The following is a 26130-nucleotide window of genomic DNA, read 5'->3' as shown; positions in this document are numbered from 1 at the left end:
CCCCACATGTCTGCTTACCTCGCACAGAACAACCTCACCTGGCGGCGCAGCAGCCGCAGCGTGGGCATGAACAACTGCGTCGAGGCCGCCCGGCTCGACGCCACGCGACTCGCCGTACGCGACTCGAAGAACACCGCCAGGCCACCGCTGCGGTTCTCCGCGACGGCCTGGACCTCCTTCGTCACCTCCCTGAAGGAGGAGGTCAGCTGACCGGGACCGGCGGCGGCGCCGTACGGAGGATCGTCGCGACCGCCTCGTCGACCTGACGTTCCGTCAAGTCGGCGCGGGCGGTCAGCCGGAGGCGCGAGATGCCGTCCGGCACCGACGGCGGCCGGAAGCACCCCACCGCGAGACCTTCGGCCCGGCAGTCGGCCGCCCACCGCACGGCCTGCTCCGGCGAAGGGGCGCGTACGGAGACGACGGCGGCGTCCGGCCGCACGGCGGTCAGACCCGCCGCCGTCAGCCGTGCGTGCAGGGTGGCCGCCACCGTACGCGCCCGGCCCGCCAGGCCCGGCTCGGCGCGCAGCAGCCGCAGGCTCGCCAGCGCGGCGCCCGCGGCGGCCGGGGCGAGGCCCGTGTCGAAGATGAACGTCCGGGCGGCGTTGACCAGGTGGTCGATCACCCGGGCCGGCCCGAGGACCGCTCCGCCCTGGCTGCCCAGGGACTTGGAGAGGGTGAGCGTGGCGACGACGTCCGGGCTCCCCGCCAGCCCCGCCGCGTGCAGTGCGCCCCGCCCGCCCTCGCCCAGCACGCCCAGGCCGTGCGCGTCGTCCACCACCAGCGCCGCGCCGTGCGCCCGGCAGGCCGCGGCGAGCCCGCCCAGCGGCGCCGCGTCACCGTCGACGGAGAACACCGAGTCGGTGACCACCAGCGCCCGCCGCCCGGGGTGGGCACCGAGGGTCTTGGCCACCGCCTCGGGGTCGGCGTGCGGGACGACCGCGGTCTCGGCGCGCGAGAGCCGGCAGCCGTCCACGATGGAGGCGTGGTTGCCCGCGTCGGAGACGATCAGCAAGCCGGGGGCGCTCAGCGCGGTCAGGGCGGCCAGGTTGGCCGCGTAGCCGGACGAGAACACCAGCGCCGCCTCGAAACCGCAGAAGCCGGCCAGCTCCCGCTCCAGCTCGGCGTGCAGCTCGGTGGTCCCGGTCACCAGGCGCGAGCCGGTCGCGCCCGCGCCCCAGCGGCGGGCGGCGCCGGCGGCCGCGGCGGTGATGTCCGGGTGGTGGGTGAGGCCCAGGTAGTCGTTGCTCGCCAGGTCCAGCAGCTCCGGCACGGCCGGTCGCGGGCGGAGCGTACGCACCAGCCCGGCGTCCGCGCGGCGGCACGCCTCCTCGTCGGTCCAGTCGAAGGGCGAGGCGGGAGAGGAGTCGGGCGGCTGGGCGACCGGCGGGTCGGCGGGCGGGTCGAGCGGAGCCTGGGGCATGTCTGGTCCCTTTTGTAGACAGCGAACAGACCTTAACTGTGGTCGCGGCGGGCCGGAGTGTGGTTATACACACACTCGAAAGCGGCTCTCCTGTGGGGTTCCTCCTTGGCCCGGGGCCGTGCCGTAGGCCAGGATCAGCGCCATGGACCTGCTGAACACGCTGGTGGACAAGGGGCTTCGGCGCGAGCTGCCGACCCGCGAAGAAGCGCTCGCCGTACTGGCGACCTCCGACGACGAGCTGCTCGATGTGGTGGCCGCGGCCGGGAAGGTACGCCGTCAGTGGTTCGGGCGGCGGGTGAAGCTCAACTACCTGGTCAACCTCAAGTCCGGCCTGTGCCCCGAGGACTGCTCGTACTGCTCGCAGCGGCTGGGCTCCAAGGCGGAGATCCTCAAGTACACCTGGCTGAAGCCGGAGGAGGCCTCGAAGGCGGCCGCCGCGGGCGTCGCGGGCGGCGCGAAGCGGGTCTGCCTGGTCGCCAGCGGCCGCGGTCCCACGGACCGGGACGTCGACCGCGTCTCGAAGACCATCGAGGCCATCAAGGAGGAGAACGAGGGCGTCGAGGTGTGCGCGTGCCTCGGGCTGCTCTCGGACGGCCAGGCGGAGCGGCTGCGGACGGCGGGCGCCGACGCGTACAACCACAACCTCAATACGTCCGAGGGGACGTACGGGGACATCACGACCACGCACACCTACGCGGACCGGGTCGACACCGTACAAAAGGCGCACGCGGCGGGCCTGTCGGCCTGCTCCGGGCTGATCGCGGGCATGGGCGAGAGCGACGAGGACCTGGTCGACGTCGTCTTCGCGCTGCGCGCGCTGGACCCGGACTCGGTGCCGGTGAACTTCCTGATCCCGTTCGAGGGCACGCCGCTCGCCAAGGAGTGGAACCTGACCCCGCAGCGGGCGCTGCGCATCCTGGCGATGGTCCGGTTCGTCTGCCCGGACGTGGAGGTCCGGCTGGCGGGCGGGCGCGAGGTGCACCTGCGGACGCTCCAGCCGCTCGCCCTGCACCTGGCCAACTCGATCTTCCTGGGCGACTACCTCACCAGCGAGGGCCAGGCCGGCAAGGCGGACCTGGAGATGATCGCGGATGCCGGTTTCGAGGTGGAGGGCACGGACACCACCACGCTGCCCGAGCACCGGGCGGACGCCGCCTCCTGCGGCACGGGCGGCGGCTGCGGCTCCGGTTCCGGTTCCGTGTGTGCGCCGCCGGACGAGGAGCCGGAGGTTTCGGCCGCCCGTCCCGACCTGGTGGCGGTACGCCGTCGCGGCGCCGGCACGGACCTCGCCCCCAATGCGTGACCTCGACACCGCCGAGCTGATCGCCCTCGACCGGGCCCACGTGTGGCACCCGTACGGCCCCATGCCCGGCCGTACCGACCCGCTGGTCGTGGAGTCCGCGTCCGGTGTGCGGCTGCGGCTCGCCGAACCGGCGTACGGGCAGGACGAGCTGGTCGACGGCATGTCGTCGTGGTGGTCGACCGTCCACGGCTACAACCACCCGGTGCTCAACGAGGCGGCACGGGACCAGCTGGGGCGGATGAGCCATGTGATGTTCGGCGGGCTCACCCATGAGCCGGCGGTGCGCCTCGCCACCCGGCTGGTGGAGATCACACCGGAGCCGTTGCGGCACGTCTTCCTCTGCGACTCGGGCTCGGTGTCGGTCGAGGTCGCGATCAAGATGTGCCTGCAGTACTGGCGCTCGGTGGGCCGTCCGGCCAAGCAGCGGCTGCTGACCTGGCGCGGCGGCTACCACGGTGACACCTGGCAGCCGATGTCGGTGTGCGATCCCGAGGGCGGGATGCACGAGCTGTGGTCGGGGGCGCTGCCGCGGCAGATCTTCGCGGGCCCGCCGCCGGTCACGTACGAGGAGTCCTACGCGGAGCAGCTGCGGGAGGCGATCGGGCGGCACGCGGACGAGCTGGCCGCGGTGATCGTCGAGCCGGTGGTGCAGGGCGCGGGCGGGATGCGGTTCCACGACCCGGCGTATCTCCGGGTGCTGCGGGAGGCGTGCGACGAGCACGACGTGCTGCTGGTCTTCGACGAGATCGCGACCGGGTTCGGGCGCACGGGCACGCTGTTCGCGGCGGAGCACGCGCGCGTGGCACCGGATGTGATGTGCCTGGGCAAGGCGCTGACCGGTGGCTACCTGTCGCTGGCGGCGACCCTGTGCACCGCCCGCGTGGCGGACGGGATCTCGCGGGGCGAGGTGCCGGTGCTGGCGCACGGGCCGACGTTCATGGGCAACCCGCTGGCCACGGCCGTGGCGTGCGCCTCGATCGACCTGCTGCTCGGCCAGGACTGGCAGCAGGAGGTCAAGCGGATCGAGGCGGGGCTGCGGGACGGCCTGGCGCCGGCGGCCGAGCTGCCGGGGGTGCGCGAGGTGCGCGTGCTCGGTGCCATCGGCGTCGTCCAGCTGGACCGTCCGGTGGACATGGCGGCCGCGACGGCGGCGGCGGTGCGCGAGGGCGTGTGGCTGCGGCCGTTCCGGGACCTGGTGTACGTGATGCCGCCGTACGTCACGGGTGACGAGGACGTGGCACGGATCAGCCGCGGGGTGTGTGCCGCGGCGCGGGAGGGTTGAGATGTCGGTACTGGTGGTCAGCGGTACGGGGACGGAGATCGGCAAGACGGTCGTCACGGCGGCCGTCGCCGCGGTGGCGCGGGCGGCGGGGCGGTCGGTGGCCGTGCTGAAACCCGCCCAGACCGGGGCCGGCCCGGGTGAGCGGGGCGACGCGGACGAGGTCGTACGGCTCGCCGGGGACGGGGTCACGCCGGTGGAACTGGCACGGTTCCCGGAGCCGTTGGCGCCCGTGACGGCCGCGCGGCGGGCGGGCATGGCTCCGGTGGGGCCGGAGGAGGTGGCGCGGGCCGCGCGGAAGCTGGCCGACGACCACGACCTGGTGCTGGTGGAGGGCGCCGGCGGGCTGCTCGTGCGGTACGACGAGGAGGGCGGCACGCTCGCGGACGCGGCCGGGCTGCTGGACGCGCCGGTGCTGGTCGTGGCGCCCCCGGGGCTCGGCACGCTCAACATGGTGACGCTCACCGGCGAGGCGCTGCGGGCGCGCGGGCTTGAGCAGGCGGGCGTCGTCATCGGCAGCTGGCCGGACGAGCCGGGGCTCGCCGAGCGCTGCAACGTCGCTGAGCTGCCGGAGGTGGCGGGAGCTCCGCTGCTGGGCGCGGTGCCGTCGGGCGCGGCGGCGCTGGCGGCCGGCGGGTTCCGCGCGGCGGCCGGGGGCTGGCTCGCCCCGGTGCTCGGCGGCACGTGGGATGCGGAGGCGTTCACCGCGGCCGTACGATCCTGATCATGCCTGCCATGCGAGCTGTCGTCAGCGAGATCGTGTTCGACTGCGCCGACCCGGCCGCGCTGGTCCGCTTCTGGGCCGCGCTGCTGGGCGGCGAGCCCGTCGACCGGAGCCCGGACTGGTCGTACCTCGATCCGCCGGGTTTCGTACGGGTCGCCTTCCAGCGCGTACCGGAGGGCAAGGCCGTGAAGAACCGGCTCCATCTGGACCTGGAGGCGGGCGACGTGGACACCGCCGCGGCCGAGGCGGTACGGCTCGGCGCGGTGCGGGTCGGCGACGTCGTGGCGGACGACCACGGCGACTTCCAGGTGCTGCGGGATCCCGAGGGCAACGAGTTCTGCTTCGTCAGCGGCTGACAGGGGGACACTGACGGTGTCAGCCCCTTTCGCCGGGAGGTCCGCGATGCGGGACACCGTCCACCACCCGCTGTTCGCCCGCTTCTACGCGCGCGTGAGCGTCGCCATGGACACCAAGGGCGGCGTCGCCGCGTACCGGGACGAGCTGCTCGCGGGGCTCTCCGGCCGGGTCATCGAGGTCGGCGCCGGCAACGGGCTGAACTTCGCGCACTACCCGGGCGCCGTGTCGGAGGTCGTCGCGATCGAACCGGAGCGGCGGCTACGGCAGTTGGCCGCGAGCGCGGGGCTGCGCGCCGAGGTTCCGGTGGACGTGGTGCCCGGGGTGGCGGAGGCGCTGCCGGTGAAGAGCGAGGCGTTCGACGCGGCGGTCGCGTCGCTGGTGCTGTGTACGGTACGGGACCTGCCGCGGGCGCTCGGGGAGCTGCGGCGGGTGCTGCGACCGGGCGGTGAGCTGCGGTTCTTCGAGCACGGGGTGGCCCAGGGGCGGGCACTGGCGACGGCTCAGCGGGCGCTGGACCGTACGGTGTGGCCGCTGCTGTTCGGCGGCTGCCACACGGCACGGGACCCGCTGGCCGCGATCGAGGCGGCGGGGTTCGAGATCGTCACGTACCGCCGGCTCCGGATCCCGGAGACGGGCCCTTCGACTCCGGCCTCGCCCTGCGTGCTCGGGGTGGCACGGCGTCCCGACCTGGGGAACGGGCAGGAGGACCGTGCTGATTAGTGTGCGGGCATGACATCGCACGCGTACCTCTCGCAGTTGTTCGCGCTGGACGGCCGGGTCGCCCTGGTGACGGGCGGAAGTTCCGGCATCGGCCGGGGAATCGCGGGTGCCCTCGCGCGGGCGGGCGCGAGCGTGGTGATCGTCGCCCGCCGGGAGGCGGAGCTGGCGGCCACGGTCGACGAGTTGGTGGCCGGCGGCTGCCGGGCCGCGTGGGTGAGCGGTGACCTCTCCACCCGCGAGGGTGTGCGCGCGGCGGCGGAGGCGGCGGCCGGGATCTACGGAGAGCCCGACATCCTCGTCAACAGCGCCGGGATCAACCTGCGGCCGCCGATGGGTGAGGTGGGCGAGGAGGTCTGGGACGCCACGATGGCGGTGAACCTGGAGGCCCCCTTCCTGCTGGGCGAGCGTTTCGGCCCGGGCATGGCCGAGCGGGGCTTCGGGCGGATCATCCACGTCACCTCGCAGCAGGCGCACCGGGCGTTCGTGCAGAGCGGGGCGTACGGGGTGTCCAAGGGCGGCCTGGAGTCGCTGGCCCGTTCGCAGGCCGAGGCGTGGTCGGCGTACGGCGTCACCTGCAACACGCTGGTGCCCGGCTTCGTGCTGACCCCGCTCAACGCCCGGCTCCAGAAGGACCCGGAGACGGTCGCGGCGCTGGCCGCGCGCACGATGGTGGGGCGCAACGGGCTGGCGGACGACTTCGCGGGCGCGGCGGTGTTCCTGGCGAGCGGCGCGTCGGCGTACGTCACCGGTCACGCGCTCTTCGTCGACGGCGGACTGTCCGTCCACTGACCGTGTGCGTCCACCCGGGGCGGGCCGCCGCCCCGGGGGCGATCAAGTCGACCGTCAAGGGCGGTATCGGCAAGCTCCAGGACGGAGCTGCGGGCCTCTTCGTGATCCGGCTCCGGTATCGGGCCCCTCTTCTTTCCGACAGCAGGCAAGGTGATCAGCAGCACAACTGCTCCGAGGAGTGCGATGACCGCGATCCAGGCCGCGCCTACGTGCATGGCATGGATGAACGCGTCATCAGCAGCCTGAGCAAGAGTGGGCCGGTGGACGGCGGTGGCGACGTGGCGGGCCTGTTCGGCGGAGACTCGCGCCTGATCCCGCACCGGACCGGGTGCACCCTCCAGCGAAGGTTCGATCGCACGTCGGTACATGATCGACATGATCGTGCCGCCTACTGCGATCCCGATCACACTGCCGGTCTGTCGCACGGTGTTGGTGACGGCCGATCCCGCACCGGCCTGTTCCAACGGCAGGTTGCTGACCAATGCGGCCGTAACGGGGCCGATCACCATGCCGATCGAGAGACCCTGTATCAACAACAGGATCTCGATCCAGACCAGTGGAGTCGTGAGTCCGAGGAACCCGTACCCGCCCATGGTCAGCGCAGCCACGGTCAGCGCCGGCACGGTGACGACGCGCAGCGAAAGGCGGCGAACCAGGCGCGAGGCAAGGGGCGCCCCCGCCAGCGCGCCGAGTGCGGTCGGGAGATTGGCCAAACCCGCCTTCATCGGCGAAAACCCGAGCGCGCCTTGCAGGTAGAACGCATTGTAGAAGGTGATGGCGGCCACAGCGAAGAGCAGCAATCCGAGCGCCACATTGCCGCCACCGAATGTGCGTTGGGCGAGCAGGCGCGGATCAAAGCTGGGCACCTCGACACGCAGTTCGACGAGTACGAAAACGGCCAGCAGAACCAGACCGGCAACGATCGGCGCCCAGACGTCGGCACCACTCCACACCGCCACCTGCCCCGCCCTGATCAGCCCGTAGGCCAACGCCACGAGCCCGCTTATTGACAGCAGCATTCCAGCGGGGTCCAGTGGCCGCAAAGTGGGGCTGCGGAAATTCGGAACCAGCACGGCGAGCCCGGCCAACGCCAATACCGCGACCGGGACATTGATCAGAAAGACCGAGCCCCACCAGAAATGATCGAGCAGGAACCCCGCCAGCACCGGGCCGGCAGCCATTCCGACACCGGCGGACGTCGAGAAGACGCCGATCGCGGCAGCCCGCGCGGGGCCGGTGAAGGTCCACATGAGGATGGCCATCATGGCGGGCGTGATCAGCGCGCTGCCCACCCCCATCGCCGCTCGAGCCGCGATCAGCTGGCCCGCATCGCTTGCGTACGCCGCCCACAGCGAGGACCCGGCGAAGATCACCAACCCACTGGAAAACACCGTCCGGTGACCGAAGCGATCGCCCAATGCGCCTGCCGTGAACATCAATGTGGCGAAGGCCAGAGTGTACGACCCGGTCGCCCATTGCAGCTGACCGGGATCGGCCCCCAGTCCACGCACCGGATCTGCAAGGGTCTCCAGGGTGGTACTCAGGACGGTATTGTCCAGCCAAATCAGCAGCGAACACAACATAAGAATGGCAAGAATCAACCGCTGCCTGAGCTTCGGCAACGTTGGAGGCACGGTCATGAGCACCTTCGGATATCGATTGGCCGGAACCAGAACGACTGGACCATAAGCAAACTCCATGACGCCGTCAAGCTCAGAGTTTCTCGTCAATACGGTTGCGGCTGAACGGACTTCATGCCCTCTGCCGGATTTGCGGGCTGAACAAATTCGTGCCCTCCGGCGGATTTGCGAGTCGAAGGATTTCATGCCCTCCCGTGAGCTGTCGCACCGCGTCCCGCGGCCCCAGCTCGGTGCCCGGGCTCACTGTTTTTTTCAACTCTTGACAGCCTCTGCGATCTGCAGGGCGGCCTGGGCGGGCGTGAGGTGCGTGGTGTCGACGACCTCGGCCTCCGCGTGCAGCCACGTGCGGGCCGCCTCGGCGTAGGGCTCAAGGTGTTGGAGACGGAACGGGGAGTCGGGGCCAAGAACAGTGTCGCCCGCGATGCGCGCGCGGAGGGTGTCCTGGTCGGCATGGAGGACGAAGTGCCGGACCGGAATGGCGTGCTGAGCAAGGCCCGAGCCGATCTCGCGCCAGTACTGCTCGACCAGGACAGTCATGGGCATCACCAGAGTGCCACCGGTGTAGTCGAGTACGCGTCGGGCGGTCTCGACCACGAGCGGTCGCCACGGCGGCCAGTGCTGAAAGTTGTCCGTCCTGGGCAGTCCCTCTCGGCGTCGAACACGCGTGAACCCGGGATCAGTTGCTGCACGAGCGCACCGGTCGTCGTTTTGCCTGCGCCATGGGTGCCGTTGAGCCATACGATCATGAGACTCGACGCCAGCGTCGTGCGGGCCGCGGGAACAGGCACGAGCCCGACCGTGTGGCGACGGTACCTACGGATGTCCCTCGCAGAGCGCGTACATAGGATCGCCGGCATGACGCTGCGTCCTGTACTGGTGAACATAAAGGCTGTTGACGACTCGGCGGTCGGCCGGTTCTGGGGGGAGGCGCTCGGCTGGGCCGTCTCCAGCCGGGAACACGGCGAGACCGCCGTCAAACCCGCCGGGTTCGACTGGCTGGACCCGGTCACCGTCTGCGTCGACGTCGTTGCTGTCCCGGAACCCAAGACGACGACGAAGAACCGTGTGCACCTCGATCTCGCCACCACCTCCGCGGCCCATCAGGCGGAGTTGGTCGCCCGCCTGGAGGCTCTCGGTGCGACGCCCGCCCACGTGGGCCAGGGCGACGTGCCGTGGACGGTCCTCGCCGACCCGGAGGGGAACGAGTTCTGCGTGCTGGAGCCCCGGGAGATCTACCGGGACACCGGGCCGATCGCCCGGGTGGTGGTCGACTGCGCGAACCCGCGGGCCATGGCACGGTTCTGGGGTGAGGCGATGGACTGGCCCCTGCACGAGGTGACCGACGAACATGCGGTGTGGCGCTCCGCCAAGGGTGTCGGCCCGTATCTCGAGTTCCTCCGCACGCCCGGCGCGAAGACGGTGCCGGACCGCGTCCATCTTGACCTGCTGCGGTACCCCCATGACGATCAAGAGGCGGAGGTGGCCCGGCTGCGGGCCCTCGGCGCCACCGACCTCGACCTCGGCCAGGGCGACGTCCCGTGGAGGTGCCTGGCCGACCCGGAGGGCCACGAGTTCTGCGTCCTCGCCCGGTCCTGACGCGGAGCCTCGACGACGCCGAGACCCGTCGCCGCGCCGCCTCCCCGGGCCTGTAGCCGACGGGTTGCCGGCCCGGGCGGTGCCACGTCGTGCACGTGGCACCGCTGGATGCCGGCCTCCGGCCCGGGGAGCAGGGTCAGTTCTTCGGCAGCAGCTCGGGGCGCAGCATCAGTGCGCGCAGTTGCTCACGGGTGAGTGGCGGCGAGGTGAGCGCGGGCCCCTGGGCGTGCTTGCCGTGGATGCCGGCGCTGTCGCGGACGAAGAGGGCGGAGCCGTCGTTCAGCGTCAGGCGTCCGGTCAGTTCCCGGCCCCATCGCGGCTCGCCGTCGCCCGGGGAGGCGGCGGGCTGGTGCCAGATGGTCAGGACCCTCCCGTCGGGCAGCTTCTCGCGTACGCAGTCCTCCCGGTCGTCCTCCGAGCCGGTCTTCTCACAGAGGTCGCCGGCCATCCCCTTGCCTCCGGTCTTCGCCGCGATGTCCTTGGCGCTCCTGGTGTGGAGGGCCAGGTAGCCGACGCCGCCGTCCTTGCGGATGGCGTACTCGCCGTCCAGCGGGCCCAGGTGCTTCACCTCGGCCTGTTCGGCGCCCGCCCCCTTGAGGAGCACGGCCCACGACACCTGCTCGACCGCCCCGGCGTCCGGGGGAAGCAGCCGGGCCAGTCGCTTGCCCTGGCCGTTGCCGCCCACCAGCTCGGTGGGCGCGGCCACGGACGCCTCGCCCGTCTCCCCGGAGATCAGTCCGGGCAGCGAGAAGGCTCCCGCGCCGACGACGGCAAGTGCCGCTACCGAGGCGGCCGTCCGGCGGCGCCACCGCACCCTGGCAGCCTTCGCGTACACGGCCTCCGTGCTGATCATCGGCCGGCCGGCGTCCTCTGCGGCCCGTCCCAGAAGGTCCCTGACGTCGCTCATACCCGCTCCTCCGTCATCACGGCGCGCAGCGCCGCCAATCCGCGAGCCGTGTGGCTCTTGACCGTGTTCTCCCGCATCCCGAGCAGGGCGGCCGTCGCCTCGACGCTCAGGTCTTCCCAGTAGCGCAGCACCAGCACGGCCCTTTGCCTGGCCGTGAGTGTGGCGAGCGCGGCCCGCACCATCAGGCCGGTGTCCGTGTCGGGTGAGTCGCCCATGCGGTCGGGCACTTCGCCGTACGCCTGCTCCCGCCGCCAGAACCGGCGGCGGGCGGCGATGTAGGTGTTGACCAGGGTCTTGCGCGCGTACGCCTCGATACTGTCCAGCCGCCCGTGCCGCCGCCTGCCCAGCACGACTTTCACCAGCGTCGTCTGGACCAGGTCCTCGGCCTCGTGCCGATCGCCGCACAACAGGTAGGCGCTGCGGAACAGCGCCGTACGTCTGTCCTCGACGAAGGCACGCAGCGCGGCATCGTCATCGCTCCGCATTCCCCGCCTCTCTCCGGGTCCGCGGTTGCGGACCGTCTCACCTCTCCAGTGCGGTGGGACGTCCGTCGGGTTGCGGCACGCGCGGCCTCATCCGCTGCCGGCGGCGAGGGTGCCGGTGGTGCGAAGCGCGTCCTCGGTGTTGAGGCCGAGCCGGGCCGCCCAGTTCAGGGCCTGGTCGAGCGGGGCGTCATCGTCGGCCAGGCGGGCGGCGGCGAGGGTGAGCGGTGCCCCCGGTCCAGCAGGATGGCCCACTGGCGCTCGGTGAGGGCCAGGTGGCGCAGGTCGGGCAGGTCGGCGAGGACCGTCAGGTCGCGGACGGCGGCCCGGGACAGGTCCAGGCAGCGGAGGTTCGGGACGGTGCGCAGCGGGGTGATGTCGACCGGGGCGGTGGTGGTGCCGAGGTTCAGGGAGGTGAGGTGGGGGTGGCCTTCGAGCGGGGACAGGTCACCGCCGTCCAGCGTGACGCACAAAGACTCGACGGGCAGCGCCCGCACCGGCGCCAGGCCGGCCGTGGCGGAGTGGTTGAGGTTCAGTTGCCGCAGGTTCGGGGCGGCGATGAGGGGGGTGAGGTCGACCGGGCCGGTGACGTCGTGGATGTGGATGGTTTGGAGGGCGGGCGGGATCTCGGCGGGGATCTCGCCGGTGATCCCCTCGGGCCCGAACGTGTCGGCGGGCTCCCGCAGCCAGATGAGATGCCGCCGCCGCCCGCCGTACTGACCAGCACCGCCCGCGTCCAGCCCGCCGGCGCGCTCGCGACGATCTCCTCGGCGATCCGTCGCGCGGCCCGCTCAACCATGTCCCGCTCCCCTCCTGTTGACACAGCTGGTCATCATCGGAGTGGGGTACGACAGGACGGATGGCCCACGGGTCCACGCGACCGGCCGCCCGGCCGACCGGTCAGCCCAGGCTCGGCAGGAAGCCGCCGCGGGCCGTGCCCGAGCCCAGCAGCACGGCCCAGTCGAGCACCTCGGGCAGTTGGTCGAGTGACAGGACGACCGCGCCGCCCGCCTGTTCGGCGTCCTCGCACCAGTCGGTCATCTCTCCCGGCACGGTGCTCCCGTCCGTCCCTCCCGTACCGTCGATCACGGGGGCGGCGAGAGAGGGGATCATCATCCCGGCTTCTCCGGGTCCGTCGACGACACACAAGGTGAGCCTGGGGACGATGCTCCACCCCTCGCACCGGGGCACCGCCCCGCCGGGTGCGGTGAGGACGGGCAGGAGGTCGTGGACGGGTGCGCCGGCCAGCAGGAGCACGGGCGTGGCACCACGAACGAACAGGGTGTTCTCGGGATTCTGAAGCACCGCACCACTCTGCCAGGCGCGGGGCGGCCCGGGTGTCGGTGGGGCGTCCACCCGGCGGGAGGTCCCCGGCTTCGACGACCCCACCGGACCGCTCGGTCAGCCCTTGTCCAGCTCGTCGGCGAAGGCGCGCAGCGCGTCGGCCAGTTCCTTCTTGGTGGGCAGCTCGTCGACCTTCTTGTTGAGCTCGTCGATGCGCTGGGTGAGCCCGGCGAGGTCGGGCGGGGTCCCCGGGTCGGTGGGGCCGGGGGTCCCCGGGTCGGTGGGGCCGGGGGTGTCCGGGTCGGGGTCCCCGCCCGTGCTGCCACCGCTGTCGCCGCCTCCGGAGTCGACGCCCACGCTGCCACCGCTGCCACCGCTGTCGCCGCCCACCGTGCCGCCGCTGTCGCCCTCCGGCGGGACGGTCGGCTGCGGCTGCGAGGTCGCGGGCGGCGGGGACGGTTCGTCGGTGTCTCCGGCCGCGAGGGCGCCGCCGATGCTCAGGACCACTGCCGCTGCCGTACCGGCGACGGCGACGGCGATCCTTCTCATACGTATGTTCCGTGTGGGTGTCATGGCGCGAAAGGTAGTGGCGCGCCGGGGTGGACGGAGAGCTTCCGGTGATCCCGTACAAAGGGAGTCACTGACTCCACCGGCGCAGCTCGGCAGCGATGGCCCGGACGTCCGCCTCCCCCGCCTTGACCAGCCGGGCGAGATCCCTGACCTTCTCGGGCGAGGTGGTCACCTTGAGCCCGGAGGCGACGAGGTAGCCGTACGCGACGGCGGAGGCGTACATGGCGTTGGAGTGCTCCAGCGCGGGCACATGCAGCAGCAGTTGCAGCAGCGCGGCGGCGCGGGCGTGCGGGTCGCCGTAGACGGGGACGCCGAAGATCTCCGCGTCGTGCCGGCTCACGGCGGCGACGAGTGCGCCCCAGTCGGTGACCTGGGGGTCGCCGGGCGTCTTCTGCTCGGCGACCATGAGGAGCCAGGCGAGGTCGATCGAGAGGTTCATACGGGCGCGGCGCCCGCCATCGGCGCGTAGCGCCTCGGCGCGGACATCATCGGCGCGTACGTCATCGTGTGCCGGACGTACGGCGATCCGGAGCGCCGAACTCCTCCGCGAAGACCGACTCGTACTGCTTCATGAAATCGGCCGCCGCCTCCACGAAGGTGCGTCCCGCCTCGCCCGCGTCCTGCTGGACGAGCTCCTCGATGTACCGGTTCACGCTGACGCCCCGCTGCTGCGCCCTGCGGCGGGCGGCCTCGGCGGTGGTCTCGTCGACGCGTACGTTCAGCTGGGTCTTCGCCACACCACCACGCTAGCGCGACCGCGCTAGCACCGGCAAGGCCATGGTTATTACGGGGCGAGTGGGGCAACAGGTGTCCCATGATGGGGGCCATGGATGATCTTCGGATACGGGCCGCCTCGCCGGCCGACCTCGACACCGTCCTCGCCTTCTGGAAGGTCGCGGCCGAGGGCACCAGCATCAGCGACGACCGGGACGGCGTCGAGCGGCTGGTCGCCCGCGACCCGGAGGCGCTGATCCTCGCCGAGCGCGGCGGTGAACTCGCGGGGACGGTGATCGCCGGCTTCGACGGCTGGCGCTGCCACCTCTACCGGCTCGCGGTCCATCCGGACCACCGGCGGCGGGGCATCGGCGCGGCGCTGCTCGCGGCCGCCGAGGAGCGGTTCGTACGCCTCGGCGGGCGGCGCGGCGACGCCATGGTGCTGGACCGCAACGAACTCGCCCACCACACCTGGCGGGCGGCGGGCTATGCGCCGCAGCCGGAGTGGAGCCGCTGGGTCAAGCCGCTCGAAGGATGATCTTTTTTGCTGATCCTTTACCATGGGCGGAGCATTCACCATCGATCGAAAGGTGTGAGCGTCCGCCCATGGGCGAGCCTCCCAGTAGTCCCCGTAGCCGACATCGCGCATCCCTGCCGTCCGTGGCCGACCATGGGACGGAGGTGAACCGATGACCGAAGTGCTCCTGCTCCTCGTGGCGCTGCTGCTCTCCCTCGCGTGCGGCGCGTTCGTCGCGGCCGAGTTCTCCCTGACGACCGTCGAGCGCGGGGAGCTGGAGCGGGCCGTCGAGCGGGGCGAGCGCGGGGCGGCCGGCGCCCTCGCGGCCGTACGCTCCCTCACCTTCCAGCTCTCCGGCGCCCAGCTCGGCATCACCGTCACCAACCTCATCGTCGGCATGCTGTCCGAGCCGTCCATCGCCAAGCTCATCCGCGGGCCGATCCAGGACATCGGCCTGTCGGCGTCCGTGGCGTCCTCGGTGGCGCTCGTCATCGGTACGGCCCTGTCGACGGTGGTGCTGATGGTCGTCGGCGAGCTCGTCCCCAAGAACTGGGCCATCTCCTCCCCCCTGGGCGTGGCCAAGGTGGTCGCCACCCCGCAGCGGATCTTCACCGCCGCGTTCCGGCCGCTGATCAGCCACCTCAACAACACGGCCAACCACCTCGTGCGCCGGCTCGGCATGGAGCCGGCCGAGGAGCTGGCCTCCGCGCGCAGCCCGCAGGAGCTGGTGGCCCTGGCCCGCCACTCCGCGCGGGAGGGCGCCCTGGAGGCCGACACCGCCGAGCTGTTCGTCCGTACGCTGAACCTGGCCGAGCTGACCGCGGAGAACGTCATGACCCCGCGCGTCCAGGTCACCGCCCTGGAGGCGCAGGCCACCGCCGAGGACGTCGCCAACGCGACCCGCGCGACCGGGCTCTCCCGCTTCCCCGTCTACCGGGGCAGCCTGGACTCGGTCATCGGCATCGCGCACATCAAGGACGTCCTGACGGTCCCGGCGTCGCAGCGGCGCCTCAAGCCGGTCTCGGAGATCCTCCGCGAGCCGCTGCTCGTACCGGAGTCGCTGACCGTGGACCGGCTGCTGGACCGGCTGTCGGGCAAGACGACGATGGCCGTCGTCATAGACGAGTACGGCGGTACGGCCGGGGTCGTGACCCTGGAGGACATCGTCGAGGAGGTCGTCGGCGAGGTGCGCGACGAGCACGACCCGCACGAGACGCCGGACCTCGCGCCGGCGGGCGAGGACGCCGACGGGCGGGCCCTGTGGTCCGCGGACGGCGCCGCCCGTACCGACCAGTTGGAGACGATCGGCCTGCGTGTGCCGGACGGCCCGTACGAGACCCTCGCCGGGCTCGTCGCGACCGAGCTGGGCCGTATCCCGGCCGTCGGCGACAGTGTCGTCCTGGGCGGCTGGCTGCTCGACGTGGTCGACGCCTCCGGGCGCCGCGCCGCCCGCGTCCTGCTGCACGCCCCGCCGGGCGGACCGGACGACGGACCGGGAGCCGGCGGCCCGGGGACGGACGGACCGGGTGCGGACGGACCGGGTGCGGACGGACCGGGTGCCGGTGAGTACGGCGCGCGTGGGTCGCGTGCCCACGAGGGTGGGGAGGCGGGACGATGACCGCGATCCAGTTGCTGATCGGTTTCCTGACACTCGTCGTCAACGCCTTCTTCGTCGGCGCGGAGTTCGCCATGATCTCCGTACGCCGCAGTCAGATCGAGCCGGAGGCGGAGGCCGGGAACCGGCGGGCGCGCAGCGTCATCTGGGGCCTGGAGCACGTCTCGGCGCTGCTCGCGGCGGCGCAGCTGGGCATCACGCTGTCCACCCTGGTGCTCGGTGTCGTCGCCGAGCCGGCCATCGCCCACCTGCTGGAGCCGGTGTTCGACGCGGTCGGCGTGCCGCACGGGCTGGTGCACCCGATCTCGTTCGTGATCGCGCTGTCGCTGGCCACGTACCTGCACATGCTGCTCGGCGAGATGGTGCCGAAGAACATCGCCCTGGCCGAGCCGACCCGTACCGCGCTGCTGCTGGGCCCGCCGCTGGTGGCGGTGGCACGGGCGCTGAAGCCGGTGATCTTCACGATCAACGCCTTCGCCAACGCCCTGCTGAAGCTGATGCGGGTCCAGACGCGGGACGAGGTGTCCGCGACGTTCTCGGACGACGAACTGGCGCGGATGGTGAAGGACGCCGGTGACGCGGGGCTGCTGGACGACCGGGCGGCCGAGCGGCTGCACGACGCCCTGGAGCTGGGGCGCCGTCCGGTGCGTGACGTGGTGATGCCGGTGGAGCGGGTGGTGTACGCCAGGGCCGGCACGACGCCCGAGGAGCTGGAGGCGCTGGCCGCCGAGTCGGGCTTCTCCCGCTTCCCGGTGATCGACTCGGCCCGCCGGATCCTGGGCTACCTGCACGTGAAGGACGCGCTGGACGCGATGCCGCGCGACCTGCCGTTCCCGGTGTCGGCGATGCGGCCGATCGCCCGGGTGCGGGCGGCCACGCCGCTGGACGACGTCCTGACGGCGATGCGCCGCAGCCGTACGCACCTGGCGGCGGTGGTGGACGAGGACGGCAAGCCGGCGGGCCTGGTCACCATGGAGGACGTGCTGCGGGAGCTGGTGGGGCGGCCGGCGGTGTAGACCGCGTCCACCTACCGCGCGGTACGATCACTCCGCCATGGAGATGAATGCCACCTACAACAGTTTTGTCGCGGTGGGCGACAGCTTCACCGAGGGCATGTCGGACCTGTTGCCCGACGGCTCCTACCGGGGCTGGGCCGATCTGCTGGCGGCCCGCCTCGCCGCCCGTACCCCCGGGTTCCGGTACGCGAACCTCGCCGTGCGCGGCAAGCTGATCGGCCAGATCGTGGACGAGCAGGTGGACGTCGCCGCGGCGATGAAGGCGGACGTCGTCACGCTGGTCGGCGGGCTGAACGACACCCTGCGCCCGAAGTGCGACATGGGGCGGGTGCGCCGGCTGCTGGAGGAGGCGGTGGAGCGGCTCGCCCCGTCGTGCGGGCGGCTGGTGCTGATGCGCAGCCCCGGCCGCAACGGCCCCGTCATGGAGCGGTTCCGGCCGCGCATGGAGGAGCTCTTCGCGTACGTGGACGAACTGGCCGTCCGGCACGGTGCCCTGGTGGTCGACCTGTACGGCGCCGAGGTGCTGGGCGACCCGCGGCTGTGGGACCTGGACCGGCTGCACCTGACCACGGAGGGGCACCGGCGGGTGGCCGAGGCCGTGTGGCAGGCGCTGGGCCTGGAGCCGCAGGAGGACTGGCGGGCGCCGCTCCCGCCTGCCGTGCCGGCCGCCTGGCTCGCCCGGCGGGTGAGCGACGCGCGGTTCGCGCGGCAGCACCTGGGGCCGTGGATAGGGCGGCGGCTGACCGGCCGGTCCTCCGGCGACGGGCGGCCGGCCAAGCGGCCGGAGCTGCTGCCGTACCCGCTCGGCGAGGAGTCGTCGTTCTCGTAGCAAGCCACAATCCGGACCGCGGCGCCGACCTGCAGAAACCGCCAGTAGAATCTGGTCACGTGACTGCCAAGCCCCGCATCCCCAATGTCCTGGCCGGCCGCTACGCCTCCGCGGAGCTCGCCGTCCTCTGGTCCCCCGAGCAGAAGGTGAAGCTGGAGCGCCGGCTGTGGCTCGCCGTGCTGCACGCCCAGAAGGACCTCGGGATCGAGGTGCCGGACGCCGCGCTCGCCGACTACGAGCGGGTGCTCGACGAGGTCGACCTGGCGTCGATCGCCGAGCGCGAGAAGGTCACGCGCCATGACGTGAAGGCGCGGATCGAGGAGTTCAACGCCCTCGCCGGGCACGAGCACGTCCACAAGGGCATGACCTCGCGCGACCTCACCGAGAACGTCGAGCAGCTCCAGATCCGGCTCTCGCTGGAGCTGATGCGCGACCGTACGGTGGCGGTCCTGGCCCGGCTGGGCAAGCTGGCGGGCGAGTACGGCGAGCTGGTCATGGCGGGCCGCTCGCACAATGTCGCCGCGCAGGCCACGACGCTCGGCAAGCGCTTCGCGACCGCGGCCGACGAGCTGCTGGTGGCGTACGCGCGGCTGGAGGAGCTGCTGGGCCGTTACCCGCTGCGCGGCATCAAGGGCCCGGTCGGCACGGCACAGGACATGCTCGACCTGCTGGGCGGTGACGCCGCGAAGCTGGCCGAGCTGGAGCAGCGGATCGCCGGCCACCTGGGCTTCGGCCACGCCTTCACCTCGGTCGGCCAGGTCTACCCGCGCTCGCTGGACTACGAGGTCGTCACCGCGCTGGTGCAGCTGGCCGCCGCGCCTTCGTCGCTGGCCAAGACGATCCGGCTGATGGCCGGGCACGAGCTGGTCACCGAGGGCTTCAAGCCGGGCCAGGTCGGCTCGTCCGCGATGCCGCACAAGATGAACACCCGCTCCTGCGAGCGCGTCAACGGCCTGATGGTCATCCTGCGCGGGTACGCCTCGATGACCGGCGAGCTGGCGGGCGACCAGTGGAACGAGGGCGACGTGTCGTGCTCGGTGGTGCGCCGGGTGGCGCTGCCCGACGCGTTCTTCGCGCTCGACGGGCTGCTGGAGACGTTCCTGACCGTGCTGGACGAGTTCGGCGCGTTCCCGGCGGTCGTCGCCCGCGAGCTGGACCGCTACCTGCCGTTCCTGGCCACCACCAAGGTGCTGATGGCGTCGGTTCGCGCCGGGGTGGGCCGCGAGGTCGCGCACGAGGCCATCAAGGAGAACGCGGTGGCGTCGGCGCTGGCCATGCGCGAGCAGGGCGCCGAGCGCAACGAGCTCCTCGGCAAGCTGGCCGCCGACGAGCGCATCCCGCTGGACCGGGAGCAGCTGGACGCGGCGATGGCGGACAAGCTGTCGTTCACGGGCGCGGCCGCCGACCAGGTCGGCGCGGTGGTCGCCCGGATCGAGGAGATCGCCAAGCAGCACCCGGAAGCCGCCGGTTACGTCCCCGGTGCGATCCTCTGACGCGGGGCACACGTCCCGTATGACACCCCAGGAGTTGGAGGCCGCTCGCGACCGCATCGTCCCCGATGTGATCGCGGGCGGCCTGTCCGTGCTGTTCTGCGGCATCAACCCGGGCCTGATGTCGGCCGCGACGGGCCACCATTTCGCCCGCCCCGGCAACCGCTTCTGGCCCGTGCTGCACCGCTCCGGCTTCACCCCTCGGCAGTTGAAGCCGTCCGAGCAGGAGGAGCTTCTCGACTACGGGCTCGGCATCACCAACGTCGTCGCGCGGGCGAGTGCGCGGGCCGACGAGCTGAGCGACGAGGAGTTCCGCGAGGGCGGACGGCTGCTGGCCCTCAAGGTGGAGCGACTGCGGCCGCGCTGGCTGGCGGTGGCGGGTGTCACCGCGTACCGCACGGCCTTCCACGACCCCAAGGCGCGGATAGGGCCGCAGGACCGCGTGATCGGCGACACCCGGATCTGGGCGCTGCCCAACCCCAGCGGACTGAACGCCCACTGGACGCTGCAGACGATGGCGGAGGAGTTCGCCCGGCTGCGGGAGGCCGCGACGCGGGACAGCACCGGCGCGTGGTGAGGTCCGGCCCTCGTGGCCGGGCTACGCGGGGGCGTCGTCGGTGCCGTCAGCGCACTCGGCGGAACCTCTCGGGTGAACCCGGCGTGCCAGAGGGCGGCCCGGGAGCGGAGGGCGGCGGGGCTGCCGACGCCGACGCGCACGGCTTCGCCCAGCGACCGGCGGGCCTGGCTGCCGACGTGCCGGAGCTGATCAGGGACCTGCTGCACCGGGCGGCGGCCGGCGGACACGGCGCCGGCGTCACCGGGAACGGGCCGGCGCCGGCCATTCGTGGGCGAGGACGGCCCAGATCTGCGTGTCGTGGCGGGTGCCGTCGTAGGGCCAGGACTCACGCCGTACGCCTTCCAATGCCATGCCCAGCCGTTTGGCCACCGCGGCGCTCCGCTCGTTGTCGGCGCGGCAGTGCCATTCCGCGCGGTGCATGCCCCGGGTGAGGAACGCCCAGTCCAGCAGCGCGCGACAGGCCCTGGTGACCAGGCCGTTGCCTTCGGCCGCCGGTTCCAGCCAGCAGCCGATCTCGCATGTACCGGAGGGCGCGTCGAAGGCCGTGAACATGACGCCGCCGACCAGCGTGTCGTCGAGCCGGATGCCGTAGAGGCGGGCTCCGTCGGCGGCCTGCCACTCGGCGTAGCGGGAGAGCGTCGCCCTTGCCCCTTCGAGGCTGTCGGTGACGAATCGCTGTCCGACCCACGGCCGGATGTGGTCGACCGCGCGGGCCATGTGAGCGGCGAACTCCTCGGCGTGCCATGTCTCCAGCGGGCACAGACGGGCGTTGTCGAGCAGCGGGAGGGAGAACATGAAAGACCCCATTCACATAACAAGTGTTATGCGAATGTACGCTGACGGTATGCCACGTGCCAAGGGAGACCATGGGGCCCGCCGACGCGAAGTCTCCGAAGCGGTCTGGCGGGTGCTGGCCACGCGCGGCTTCGGCGGCCTGACCCTGCGCGCCGTCGCGACCGAACTGGGCGCGACCACGGGCCTGCTCACCCACTACTTCCCCACCAAGAACGACCTGGTCACGTACGCCCTCGACCTGCTGGACCAGCGAAGCGCCGCTCGCCCGAGGCGTACCGCGGGACAGGGAACGGACGCGGTGAGGGCGGCTCTGCTCGACATCCTGCCGCTGTCCGCCGAAGCCACGGACAGCAACCGCATCTGGGTGTCCTCCTGGGACACCGCGCTCGCCGACCCGGCGCTGCGTGAGGAGTACGCCGGCAAGTACGCCCGGGGCCGCGACAAGCTCCACCAACTGGTCGCCGCGGCCCAGCGACTCGGCGAGCTGGCACCCGGGGATCCGGCGCGCATCGCGGCGTGCGCCCAGGCTTTCGTGCTCGGCCTGGTCGTCCAGGCCTTGCTCGATCCCGCCGCGTTCCCTCCTCAGCGCCAGATCGACCTTCTGGAGGACTACCTGGCCGCACTGGCTCGGTAGCGCCTGGACGGCACCCAGGTCCTCGGCGCCCTGCTCGTCCTGGCCTCGATCGGCATCCAGCACACTCAACGGCCCTGAACGGTCAGGGTGGGTCGGTCTCCGTGACGACGGCGAGCAGTTGGAACGGCAACTCCTTGTCCCAGTGCGAGACCCCCAGGGCTATCCAGAGGCCGTCCGCGCGCCAGAGGTGGACGTCGGGCACGGAGCTGCTCAGGATGTCCCAAGGCTCCGGTATCTCCTCACCGGCCATACCCCGGTCGAACACCGACCACAGGCTGAACGTCTGTGGCTCGCCCCAGCGCGCGGCGAGCAACACCGCGAGCCCGTCGCGCTCCGCCTCGTACTGTTCTTCCACGAGCGCCCGCCGCGTGCCGTCGTCGTCCCAGAACTCCTCGCTCGTGCTGAGCTCCGCGATGTGGTACCCCGGGCCGCTGTCACCCACGTCCGATCTGCCGCGCTGCCCGGGGAAGGGGCGGGAGCGCAGCTGATCGATGGTCGCCAGATGCCGTGCGGTGGTCATGCCTCCAGTAAAGCCCGTGCCACTGACAATTGGCGTTCCGTCAGACCCACCTCAGGCGTCCCGGGCGGCGTCCTGCGGCGTACGGCGAACCGGCAGGCCCGCCGGGCGCGCCGCGCCGACAGGAGCCGTTCCCAGTCGCCCGAGAAGCCGAAGATGCCTACGCGCAGCTGCTTCAGGGTCCGGTATGCGGTGCCGGGGGCAGGTGAGGGGTCTGACAACGCGGCCGGGTCATTGAGTACCATCCGGCAGACACGCGCGAGCTGGGAGGACACACTGTGGGGCGGCTGACCGGCGGGGATCCGTCGCTGCTGCGGCGGATCAATTCCGCAGTGGTACTCCATGCGCTGCGGGACGCCGACGCGCGCACGCTCACCGACCTGACCCGGATCACGGGGCTGTCCCGGCCGACCGTCGAGGGTGTGGTCGAGGGGCTCATCGGCAACGGCCTGGTGGTCGAGGTGGCGCCGGAGGAGGGCGAGGCGCGGCGCCAGGGGCGGCCTGCGCGGCGGTTCCGGTTCCGGGCCGAGGCGGGGCACCTGCTGGGCGTGGAGATCGGCCCGCACCGGGTGGCCGCGCTGATGTCGGGGCTGGACGGGCGGATCATCGGCGCCGGGTCCCGGGAGGTGTCGGAGACGGCGTCGGCGGACGAGCGGCTGGAGCGGGTGCGGGCGGTGGTCGCCGATGTGCTGCGGCGCACCGGTGTGGCACGCGGCAGCCTGCGGGCGGTCGGTGTCGGGACGCCCGGGATCGTGGAGGCGGACGGGACGGTCCGGCTCGGTACGGCGTTGCCCGGCTGGACGGGGCTGGCGCTGGGTGAGCGGCTGCGGCGGTCGTTCCGGTGCCCGGTGCTGGTCGAGAACGACGCGAACGCGGCGGCCGTGGCCGAGCAGTGGAAGGGCGCCGCGACCGACTCCGACGACATCGTCTTCGTACTGGCCGGGCTGAGCCCCGGGGCCGGGGCGCTGATCGGCGGGCGGCTGCACCGGGGGTTCGGCGGGGCGGCCGGGGAGATCGGCGCGCTGCACCTGCTGGGGCAGGGGGCGACGCCGGAGACGCTGCTGTCGACCACGGACGAGCCGCTGCACCCGCTGGACGAGCAGGCGGTGGCGGAGGTCTTCGCGCTGGCGCGGGAGGGCGACGCGCGGGCCCGGGCGGCGGTGGACCGGTTCATCCAGCGGCTGGTGCACGACGTGGCCGCGCTGGTGCTGGCGCTCGATCCGGAGCTGGTGGTGGTCGGCGGCTGGGCGGCCGGCCTGGACGGCGTACTGCAGCCGCTGCGGGACGAACTGGCCCGGTTCTGTCTGCGGCCGCCCCGGGTGGCGCTGTCCCTGCTGGGCGAGGCGGCGGTGGCGACGGGTGCGCTGCGGCTGGCGCTCGACCATGTGGAGGAGCAGCTGTTCGCGGTCGAGGGGACGGTGACGGCCCGCCGCTGAGCGACGGGCCGCGCGCTACGGGTTCTTCAGGACGCGATACCGAAGTCTCCCGCGTCGCCGAAGGTGAGCCGGCAGGTGTCGGCGCGGTAGGTGGCGACGGAGACGGCGGCGGTGCGGCCGTCCGACAGGTAGCGGGTGGTGACGACGAGGACGGGGGCGCCGGGCAGTCGGTCGAGCTGCTTGGCGTCGTCCGCGCGGGCGGAGCCGAGCTCGACGGCGCGGTCCTGGCCCTCCAGGGTGAGCCGCTGCAGTGCGCGCAGGACGCTGCGGGCGCGGGCCGCGCCGGACGGGGCGTCGATGGCGGTGAGGTCGGGGACGGAACCGGTGGGCACGTACAGCTGCTCGGCGGCGACCGCCTGACCGTGCGTCATACGGAGGCGGCGCACCGTGTGCACCGGCTCGTCGGCGCCCGGGTCGAGGTCGAGGAGGCGGGCCACGGCGACGGGCGGGGCGGCGAGGGCGCAGTCCACGGGCTGCCAGGCCTCCTCGCCGGCGCCGGGCCACTGATGCTGTGCGGTGGAGACGTCCACTCCCATGCGGGGCGGTGCGACGGTGGTGCCGACACCGCGACGGCGCTGCAGCCGGCCTTCCAGCTCCAGCTGTTCGAGGGCCTGACGGAGCGTGGCTCGGGCGACGCCGAAACGAGCGGCCAGCTCACGCTCGTTGGGCAGGATCTCCCCCACCGAGAAATCCGTGTCCAGTGCTTCGCCGATCACGGTCTTCAGGTGCCAGTACTTGGGCTCCGGCACCGATTCCAGCTGCGTGGTCCCCACCCTGATCCTCCGCAATCGCCGGACTCCCGGCGGCTTTCCGTGCCTTGTTTATTAAAGGTTCCTGCACTAACCCCTGCGACCATAAGGCGGCACACACCCTTGGTCAAGACCAATCGTCGGCCGGTCACGCTGCGGGGTCGAGCCCTGTCGCAGAGCGTTCACAGGCTGTTCGCGTAGGCGGGAGGGGGGTCGGCGAAAGGCCCCGTGTCCTTGAGGACACGGGGCCTGGGGTGTGCCTAGAGGGGCCGGTTACGGCGCCACCGCAGTGAGCTTGTCTGGATTTCTCACGATATAGATGGACTGAATCCGGCCCTCCACGACGTCCACCTGAATCACCGAGTCGGGCTTGCCGTCGACGAGTACGAGCAGCGCCGGCCCGCCGTTGACCTCGACGGTCCGGAACTCGGCGGACGCGGCCGGATCCTGGGCGACCGCGCACAGGAAGCGGCCGATCCTGTCGGCGGTCTCCATGACCCGCAGCGGCGCCTTGGCCTTGCCGCCGCTGTCGCCGATGAGCCGCGCGTCGGGGGCGAGGAGGGCGAGCAGCCCCTCCAGGTCGCCCCCGGCCGCCGCGGCCATGAAGCGCTCGGTGAGGTCGCGGCGTTCGGCGGGGTCGACGTCGTACCGGGGCCTGCCCTCGTCCACATGGCGGCGGGCTCGGCCCGCGAGCTGCCGCACGGCCGCCTCCGAGCGGTCGAGGGTGGCGGCGATCTCCGCGTACGGGAAGCCGAAGGCCTCGCGCAGCACGAACACCGCCCGCTCCAGCGGCGAGAGGGATTCGAGGACGACCAGCACGGCGAACGACACGGAGTCGGCGAGCACGGCGCGCTCGGCCGTGTCGGGGACGGTCGGCCCGAAGTCGGTGACGACCGGTTCGGGCAGCCAGGGGCCGACGTACGCCTCGCGGCGCGCCTGCGCCTGGCGGAGCCGGTCGATGGCGAGGCGGGTGGTGACGCGTACGAGATAGGCCCGCGGCTCGCGGATGTCCGAGCGCTCGGCGGCGGACCAGCGCAGCCACGCCTCCTGCACCACGTCCTCGGCGTCGGCGACACGGCCGAGCATCCGGTAGGCCACTCCGGTCATGACGGGCCGGTGTTCCTCGAAGACGCCGGTGACGTCGGCTGCGTCCGTCCCGGCTGCTGGTTCTGTGTCGGTTGCCACCGTCCCATCATGCGGTACGGATCGGAGGGGAAACGGCCCGGCCCCTTGAACTCCGATCTACCGAACGGTAATTGTTGCTGACAGGGCGTCTAAGACATGGACGGGCAAGGACAGGGAGCCAGCAGCATGGCCGCACAGGTGTCGTTCCCGGTCGAATCCGCGCGCGGGTCCGGCACGGTGTCGGTGGAGTACGAGCGGATGGGCGACGGGGAGCCGCTGCTGCTGCTCCACGGCATAGGGCACCACTGGCAGGCCTGGCAGCCGGTGCTGGAGATCCTGGCCGCCGAGCGCGATGTCATCGCCGTCGACCTGCCGGGCTTCGGCCGCTCCCCCGCCCTGCCCGACGGCTTCGCCTACGACCTGTCCACGGTCGTGTCGGTGCTGGGCGCGCTGTGCGAGGCCCTGGACATCGACCGGCCGCATGTGGCGGGCAACTCGCTGGGCGGGCTGCTGGCACTGGAACTGGGCCGCAAGAGGCTCGTCCGGTCGGTGACGGCGCTCTCGCCCGCCGGTTTCTGGACGGAGAGCGAGCGCCGGTACGCCTTCGGGACGCTGCTCGCCATGCGCCAGGGGGCCGAGTCCATGCCGCTGCCGCTGATCGAGTGGCTGTCCCGGTCACCCGCCGGACGGGCCGCGCTGACCAGCACCATCTACGCGCGGCCGGGGCGGCGTTCACCGGAGGCGGTGGTCGCCGAGACGCTCGCGCTGCGCGACGCCACCGGTTTCCGCCACACGCTGGCAGCCGGGCGCGCGGTCCTGTTCACGCACGACGTCCCCGGCCTGCCCGTCACCGTCGCGTGGGGCACCCGCGACCGGCTCCTGCTGCGCCGCCAGGGCGTCCGCGCCAAGCGGGCCGTCCCCGCGGCCCGGCTGGTACGCCTGCCCGGTTGCGGCCACGTACCGATGAACGACGACCCCGCCCTGGTCGCGCGCGTGCTCCTCGACGGGAGCCGCTGACCGGCGTCCCGGGACACCCCAGCCGAGC

General features: G+C 72.3%; 30 protein-coding genes and 1 pseudogene. 17 read left to right on the top strand and 14 right to left on the bottom strand.

The genetic code is table 11. The features are described 5' to 3' along the window. The first annotated feature begins 6 nt into the window (after nt 1–6). A complete protein-coding gene (locus AMK26_RS17630; RefSeq protein ID WP_073755652.1) occupies nt 7–210 on the top strand; it encodes a DUF397 domain-containing protein in 204 nt (67 codons plus the stop codon). Here the strand turns inward: AMK26_RS17630 and AMK26_RS17625 are convergent. Beyond that, nucleotides 203–1420, bottom strand: a complete 1218-nt coding sequence (locus tag AMK26_RS17625; RefSeq protein ID WP_079277650.1) for an 8-amino-7-oxononanoate synthase — start codon at nt 1418–1420, stop codon at nt 203–205. The genes AMK26_RS17630 and AMK26_RS17625 overlap by 8 nt on opposite strands. Nucleotides 1421–1562: 142 nt before the next feature. Here AMK26_RS17625 and bioB point away from each other — a divergent pair, with 142 nt between their 5' ends. Genes bioB through AMK26_RS17595 form a run of 6 tightly spaced genes read left to right on the top strand, consistent with a single transcriptional unit; the run spans nt 1563 to nt 6592 of the window. Then, nucleotides 1563–2723, top strand: coding sequence for a biotin synthase BioB (gene bioB, locus AMK26_RS17620; protein WP_073755651.1), 1161 nt, complete (start codon nt 1563–1565; stop codon nt 2721–2723). Beyond that, on the top strand, nt 2716–4005 hold the full coding sequence (locus tag AMK26_RS17615) for an adenosylmethionine--8-amino-7-oxononanoate transaminase (protein WP_073755650.1): 1290 nt from the start codon (nt 2716–2718) through the stop codon (nt 4003–4005). The genes bioB and AMK26_RS17615 overlap by 8 nt, the downstream gene beginning before the upstream one ends. Before the next feature lies 1 nt (nt 4006). Then, complete coding sequence (bioD, locus tag AMK26_RS17610; protein WP_073755649.1) at nt 4007–4726, top strand: dethiobiotin synthase; 720 nt, start codon at nt 4007–4009, stop codon at nt 4724–4726. Between the two features lie 11 nt (nt 4727–4737). Next, entirely contained in the window at nt 4738–5082 is a 345-nt protein-coding gene (locus AMK26_RS17605; protein ID WP_073756241.1) for a VOC family protein, read from the top strand. Between the two features lie 46 nt (nt 5083–5128). Next, a complete protein-coding gene (locus AMK26_RS17600; RefSeq protein WP_073755648.1) occupies nt 5129–5803 on the top strand; it encodes a class I SAM-dependent methyltransferase in 675 nt (224 codons plus the stop codon). A gap of 9 nt (nt 5804–5812) precedes the next feature. Continuing rightward, a complete protein-coding gene (locus tag AMK26_RS17595; RefSeq protein WP_073755647.1) occupies nt 5813–6592 on the top strand; it encodes an SDR family NAD(P)-dependent oxidoreductase in 780 nt (259 codons plus the stop codon). Here the strand turns inward: AMK26_RS17595 and AMK26_RS17590 are convergent. Both AMK26_RS17590 and AMK26_RS17585 read right to left on the bottom strand, forming a co-directional pair. After that, nucleotides 6553–8418 (bottom strand): MFS transporter, encoded by a 1866-nt coding sequence (locus AMK26_RS17590; protein WP_241837948.1) that lies wholly within the window; start codon nt 8416–8418, stop codon nt 6553–6555. The two genes, AMK26_RS17595 and AMK26_RS17590, sit on opposite strands and share 40 nt — an antisense overlap. A gap of 66 nt (nt 8419–8484) precedes the next feature. Beyond that, a pseudogene (locus AMK26_RS17585) lies at nt 8485–8978 on the bottom strand (ATP-binding protein). A gap of 109 nt (nt 8979–9087) precedes the next feature. On the opposite strand from AMK26_RS17585, the gene AMK26_RS17580 reads away from it, so the two are divergent. Further along, on the top strand, nt 9088–9828 hold the full coding sequence (locus AMK26_RS17580; protein ID WP_073755646.1) for a VOC family protein: 741 nt from the start codon (nt 9088–9090) through the stop codon (nt 9826–9828). Between the two features lie 136 nt (nt 9829–9964). Here the strand turns inward: AMK26_RS17580 and AMK26_RS17575 are convergent, their stop codons facing one another. From AMK26_RS17575 to AMK26_RS17540, 7 genes are all read right to left on the bottom strand, one after another. Next, nucleotides 9965–10735 (bottom strand): hypothetical protein, encoded by a 771-nt coding sequence (locus AMK26_RS17575; protein ID WP_073755645.1) that lies wholly within the window; start codon nt 10733–10735, stop codon nt 9965–9967. After that, a complete protein-coding gene (locus AMK26_RS17570; protein WP_073755644.1) occupies nt 10732–11220 on the bottom strand; it encodes a SigE family RNA polymerase sigma factor in 489 nt (162 codons plus the stop codon). Before AMK26_RS17570 ends, AMK26_RS17575 begins: the two co-directional genes overlap by 4 nt. 164 nt (nt 11221–11384) lie before the next feature. Next, on the bottom strand, nt 11385–11714 hold the full coding sequence (locus AMK26_RS17565; RefSeq protein ID WP_073755643.1) for a leucine-rich repeat domain-containing protein: 330 nt from the start codon (nt 11712–11714) through the stop codon (nt 11385–11387). Nucleotides 11715–12117: 403 nt separating this feature from the next. Beyond that, complete coding sequence (locus AMK26_RS17555; protein ID WP_073755641.1) at nt 12118–12522, bottom strand: hypothetical protein; 405 nt, start codon at nt 12520–12522, stop codon at nt 12118–12120. Between the two features lie 96 nt (nt 12523–12618). Next, the gene (locus tag AMK26_RS17550) at nt 12619–13050 is read right to left on the bottom strand and encodes a hypothetical protein (RefSeq protein ID WP_241837947.1); all 432 of its coding nucleotides are present in this window, start codon (nt 13048–13050) and stop codon (nt 12619–12621) included. An 88-nt stretch (nt 13051–13138) separates the two neighbouring features. Then, on the bottom strand, nt 13139–13510 hold the full coding sequence (locus AMK26_RS17545; protein ID WP_073755639.1) for a fic family toxin-antitoxin system, toxin component: 372 nt from the start codon (nt 13508–13510) through the stop codon (nt 13139–13141). Nucleotides 13511–13571: 61 nt separating this feature from the next. Continuing rightward, nucleotides 13572–13808 (bottom strand): toxin-antitoxin system HicB family antitoxin, encoded by a 237-nt coding sequence (locus tag AMK26_RS17540; protein WP_073755638.1) that lies wholly within the window; start codon nt 13806–13808, stop codon nt 13572–13574. Nucleotides 13809–13897: 89 nt separating this feature from the next. On the opposite strand from AMK26_RS17540, the gene AMK26_RS17535 reads away from it, so the two are divergent. From AMK26_RS17535 to mug, 6 genes are all read left to right on the top strand, one after another. Then, entirely contained in the window at nt 13898–14323 is a 426-nt protein-coding gene (locus AMK26_RS17535) for a GNAT family N-acetyltransferase (RefSeq protein WP_073755637.1), read from the top strand. A 151-nt stretch (nt 14324–14474) separates the two neighbouring features. Next, nucleotides 14475–15920: a hemolysin family protein gene (locus tag AMK26_RS17530; protein WP_073755636.1), complete on the top strand. Its 1446-nt coding sequence runs from the start codon at nt 14475–14477 to the stop codon at nt 15918–15920. Further along, on the top strand, nt 15917–16933 hold the full coding sequence (locus AMK26_RS17525) for a hemolysin family protein (RefSeq protein ID WP_073755635.1): 1017 nt from the start codon (nt 15917–15919) through the stop codon (nt 16931–16933). Before AMK26_RS17530 ends, AMK26_RS17525 begins: the two co-directional genes overlap by 4 nt. A 37-nt stretch (nt 16934–16970) precedes the next feature. Further along, the gene (locus tag AMK26_RS17520; protein ID WP_073755634.1) at nt 16971–17762 is read left to right on the top strand and encodes an SGNH/GDSL hydrolase family protein; all 792 of its coding nucleotides are present in this window, start codon (nt 16971–16973) and stop codon (nt 17760–17762) included. Between the two features lie 59 nt (nt 17763–17821). Continuing rightward, the gene (gene purB, locus AMK26_RS17515) at nt 17822–19255 is read left to right on the top strand and encodes an adenylosuccinate lyase (RefSeq protein WP_073755633.1); all 1434 of its coding nucleotides are present in this window, start codon (nt 17822–17824) and stop codon (nt 19253–19255) included. A gap of 19 nt (nt 19256–19274) precedes the next feature. After that, nucleotides 19275–19829 (top strand): G/U mismatch-specific DNA glycosylase, encoded by a 555-nt coding sequence (gene mug / locus AMK26_RS17510; RefSeq protein WP_073755632.1) that lies wholly within the window; start codon nt 19275–19277, stop codon nt 19827–19829. A 237-nt stretch (nt 19830–20066) separates the two neighbouring features. On the opposite strand, the gene AMK26_RS17505 is transcribed toward mug, so the two are convergent. Next, entirely contained in the window at nt 20067–20624 is a 558-nt protein-coding gene (locus AMK26_RS17505; RefSeq protein ID WP_073755631.1) for a GNAT family N-acetyltransferase, read from the bottom strand. A 49-nt stretch (nt 20625–20673) separates the two neighbouring features. On the opposite strand from AMK26_RS17505, the gene AMK26_RS17500 reads away from it, so the two are divergent. Further along, complete coding sequence (locus tag AMK26_RS17500) at nt 20674–21258, top strand: TetR/AcrR family transcriptional regulator (RefSeq protein WP_198944098.1); 585 nt, start codon at nt 20674–20676, stop codon at nt 21256–21258. A gap of 82 nt (nt 21259–21340) precedes the next feature. On the opposite strand, the gene AMK26_RS17495 is transcribed toward AMK26_RS17500, so the two are convergent. After that, nucleotides 21341–21778: a hypothetical protein gene (locus tag AMK26_RS17495; RefSeq protein ID WP_073755629.1), complete on the bottom strand. Its 438-nt coding sequence runs from the start codon at nt 21776–21778 to the stop codon at nt 21341–21343. Nucleotides 21779–22053: 275 nt separating this feature from the next. Here AMK26_RS17495 and AMK26_RS17490 point away from each other — a divergent pair, with 275 nt between their 5' ends. Continuing rightward, nucleotides 22054–23211 (top strand): ROK family transcriptional regulator, encoded by a 1158-nt coding sequence (locus tag AMK26_RS17490; RefSeq protein WP_073755628.1) that lies wholly within the window; start codon nt 22054–22056, stop codon nt 23209–23211. 26 nt (nt 23212–23237) lie between these two features. Here the strand turns inward: AMK26_RS17490 and AMK26_RS17485 are convergent, their stop codons facing one another. Beyond that, a complete protein-coding gene (locus AMK26_RS17485; protein ID WP_073755627.1) occupies nt 23238–23984 on the bottom strand; it encodes a GntR family transcriptional regulator in 747 nt (248 codons plus the stop codon). A 249-nt stretch (nt 23985–24233) separates the two neighbouring features. Further along, nucleotides 24234–25145: an RNA polymerase sigma-70 factor gene (locus tag AMK26_RS17480; protein WP_073755626.1), complete on the bottom strand. Its 912-nt coding sequence runs from the start codon at nt 25143–25145 to the stop codon at nt 24234–24236. A 126-nt stretch (nt 25146–25271) separates the two neighbouring features. Here AMK26_RS17480 and AMK26_RS17475 point away from each other — a divergent pair, with 126 nt between their 5' ends. Beyond that, nucleotides 25272–26102, top strand: a complete 831-nt coding sequence (locus AMK26_RS17475) for an alpha/beta fold hydrolase (RefSeq protein WP_073755625.1) — start codon at nt 25272–25274, stop codon at nt 26100–26102. Nucleotides 26103–26130 lie beyond the last annotated feature (28 nt).

The sequence above is a fragment of the Streptomyces sp. CB03234 genome, assembly GCF_001905885.1.
In the GTDB taxonomy this organism is placed as follows: domain Bacteria; phylum Actinomycetota; class Actinomycetes; order Streptomycetales; family Streptomycetaceae; genus Streptomyces.
This window is presented reverse-complemented; position numbering and strand designations above follow the sequence as displayed.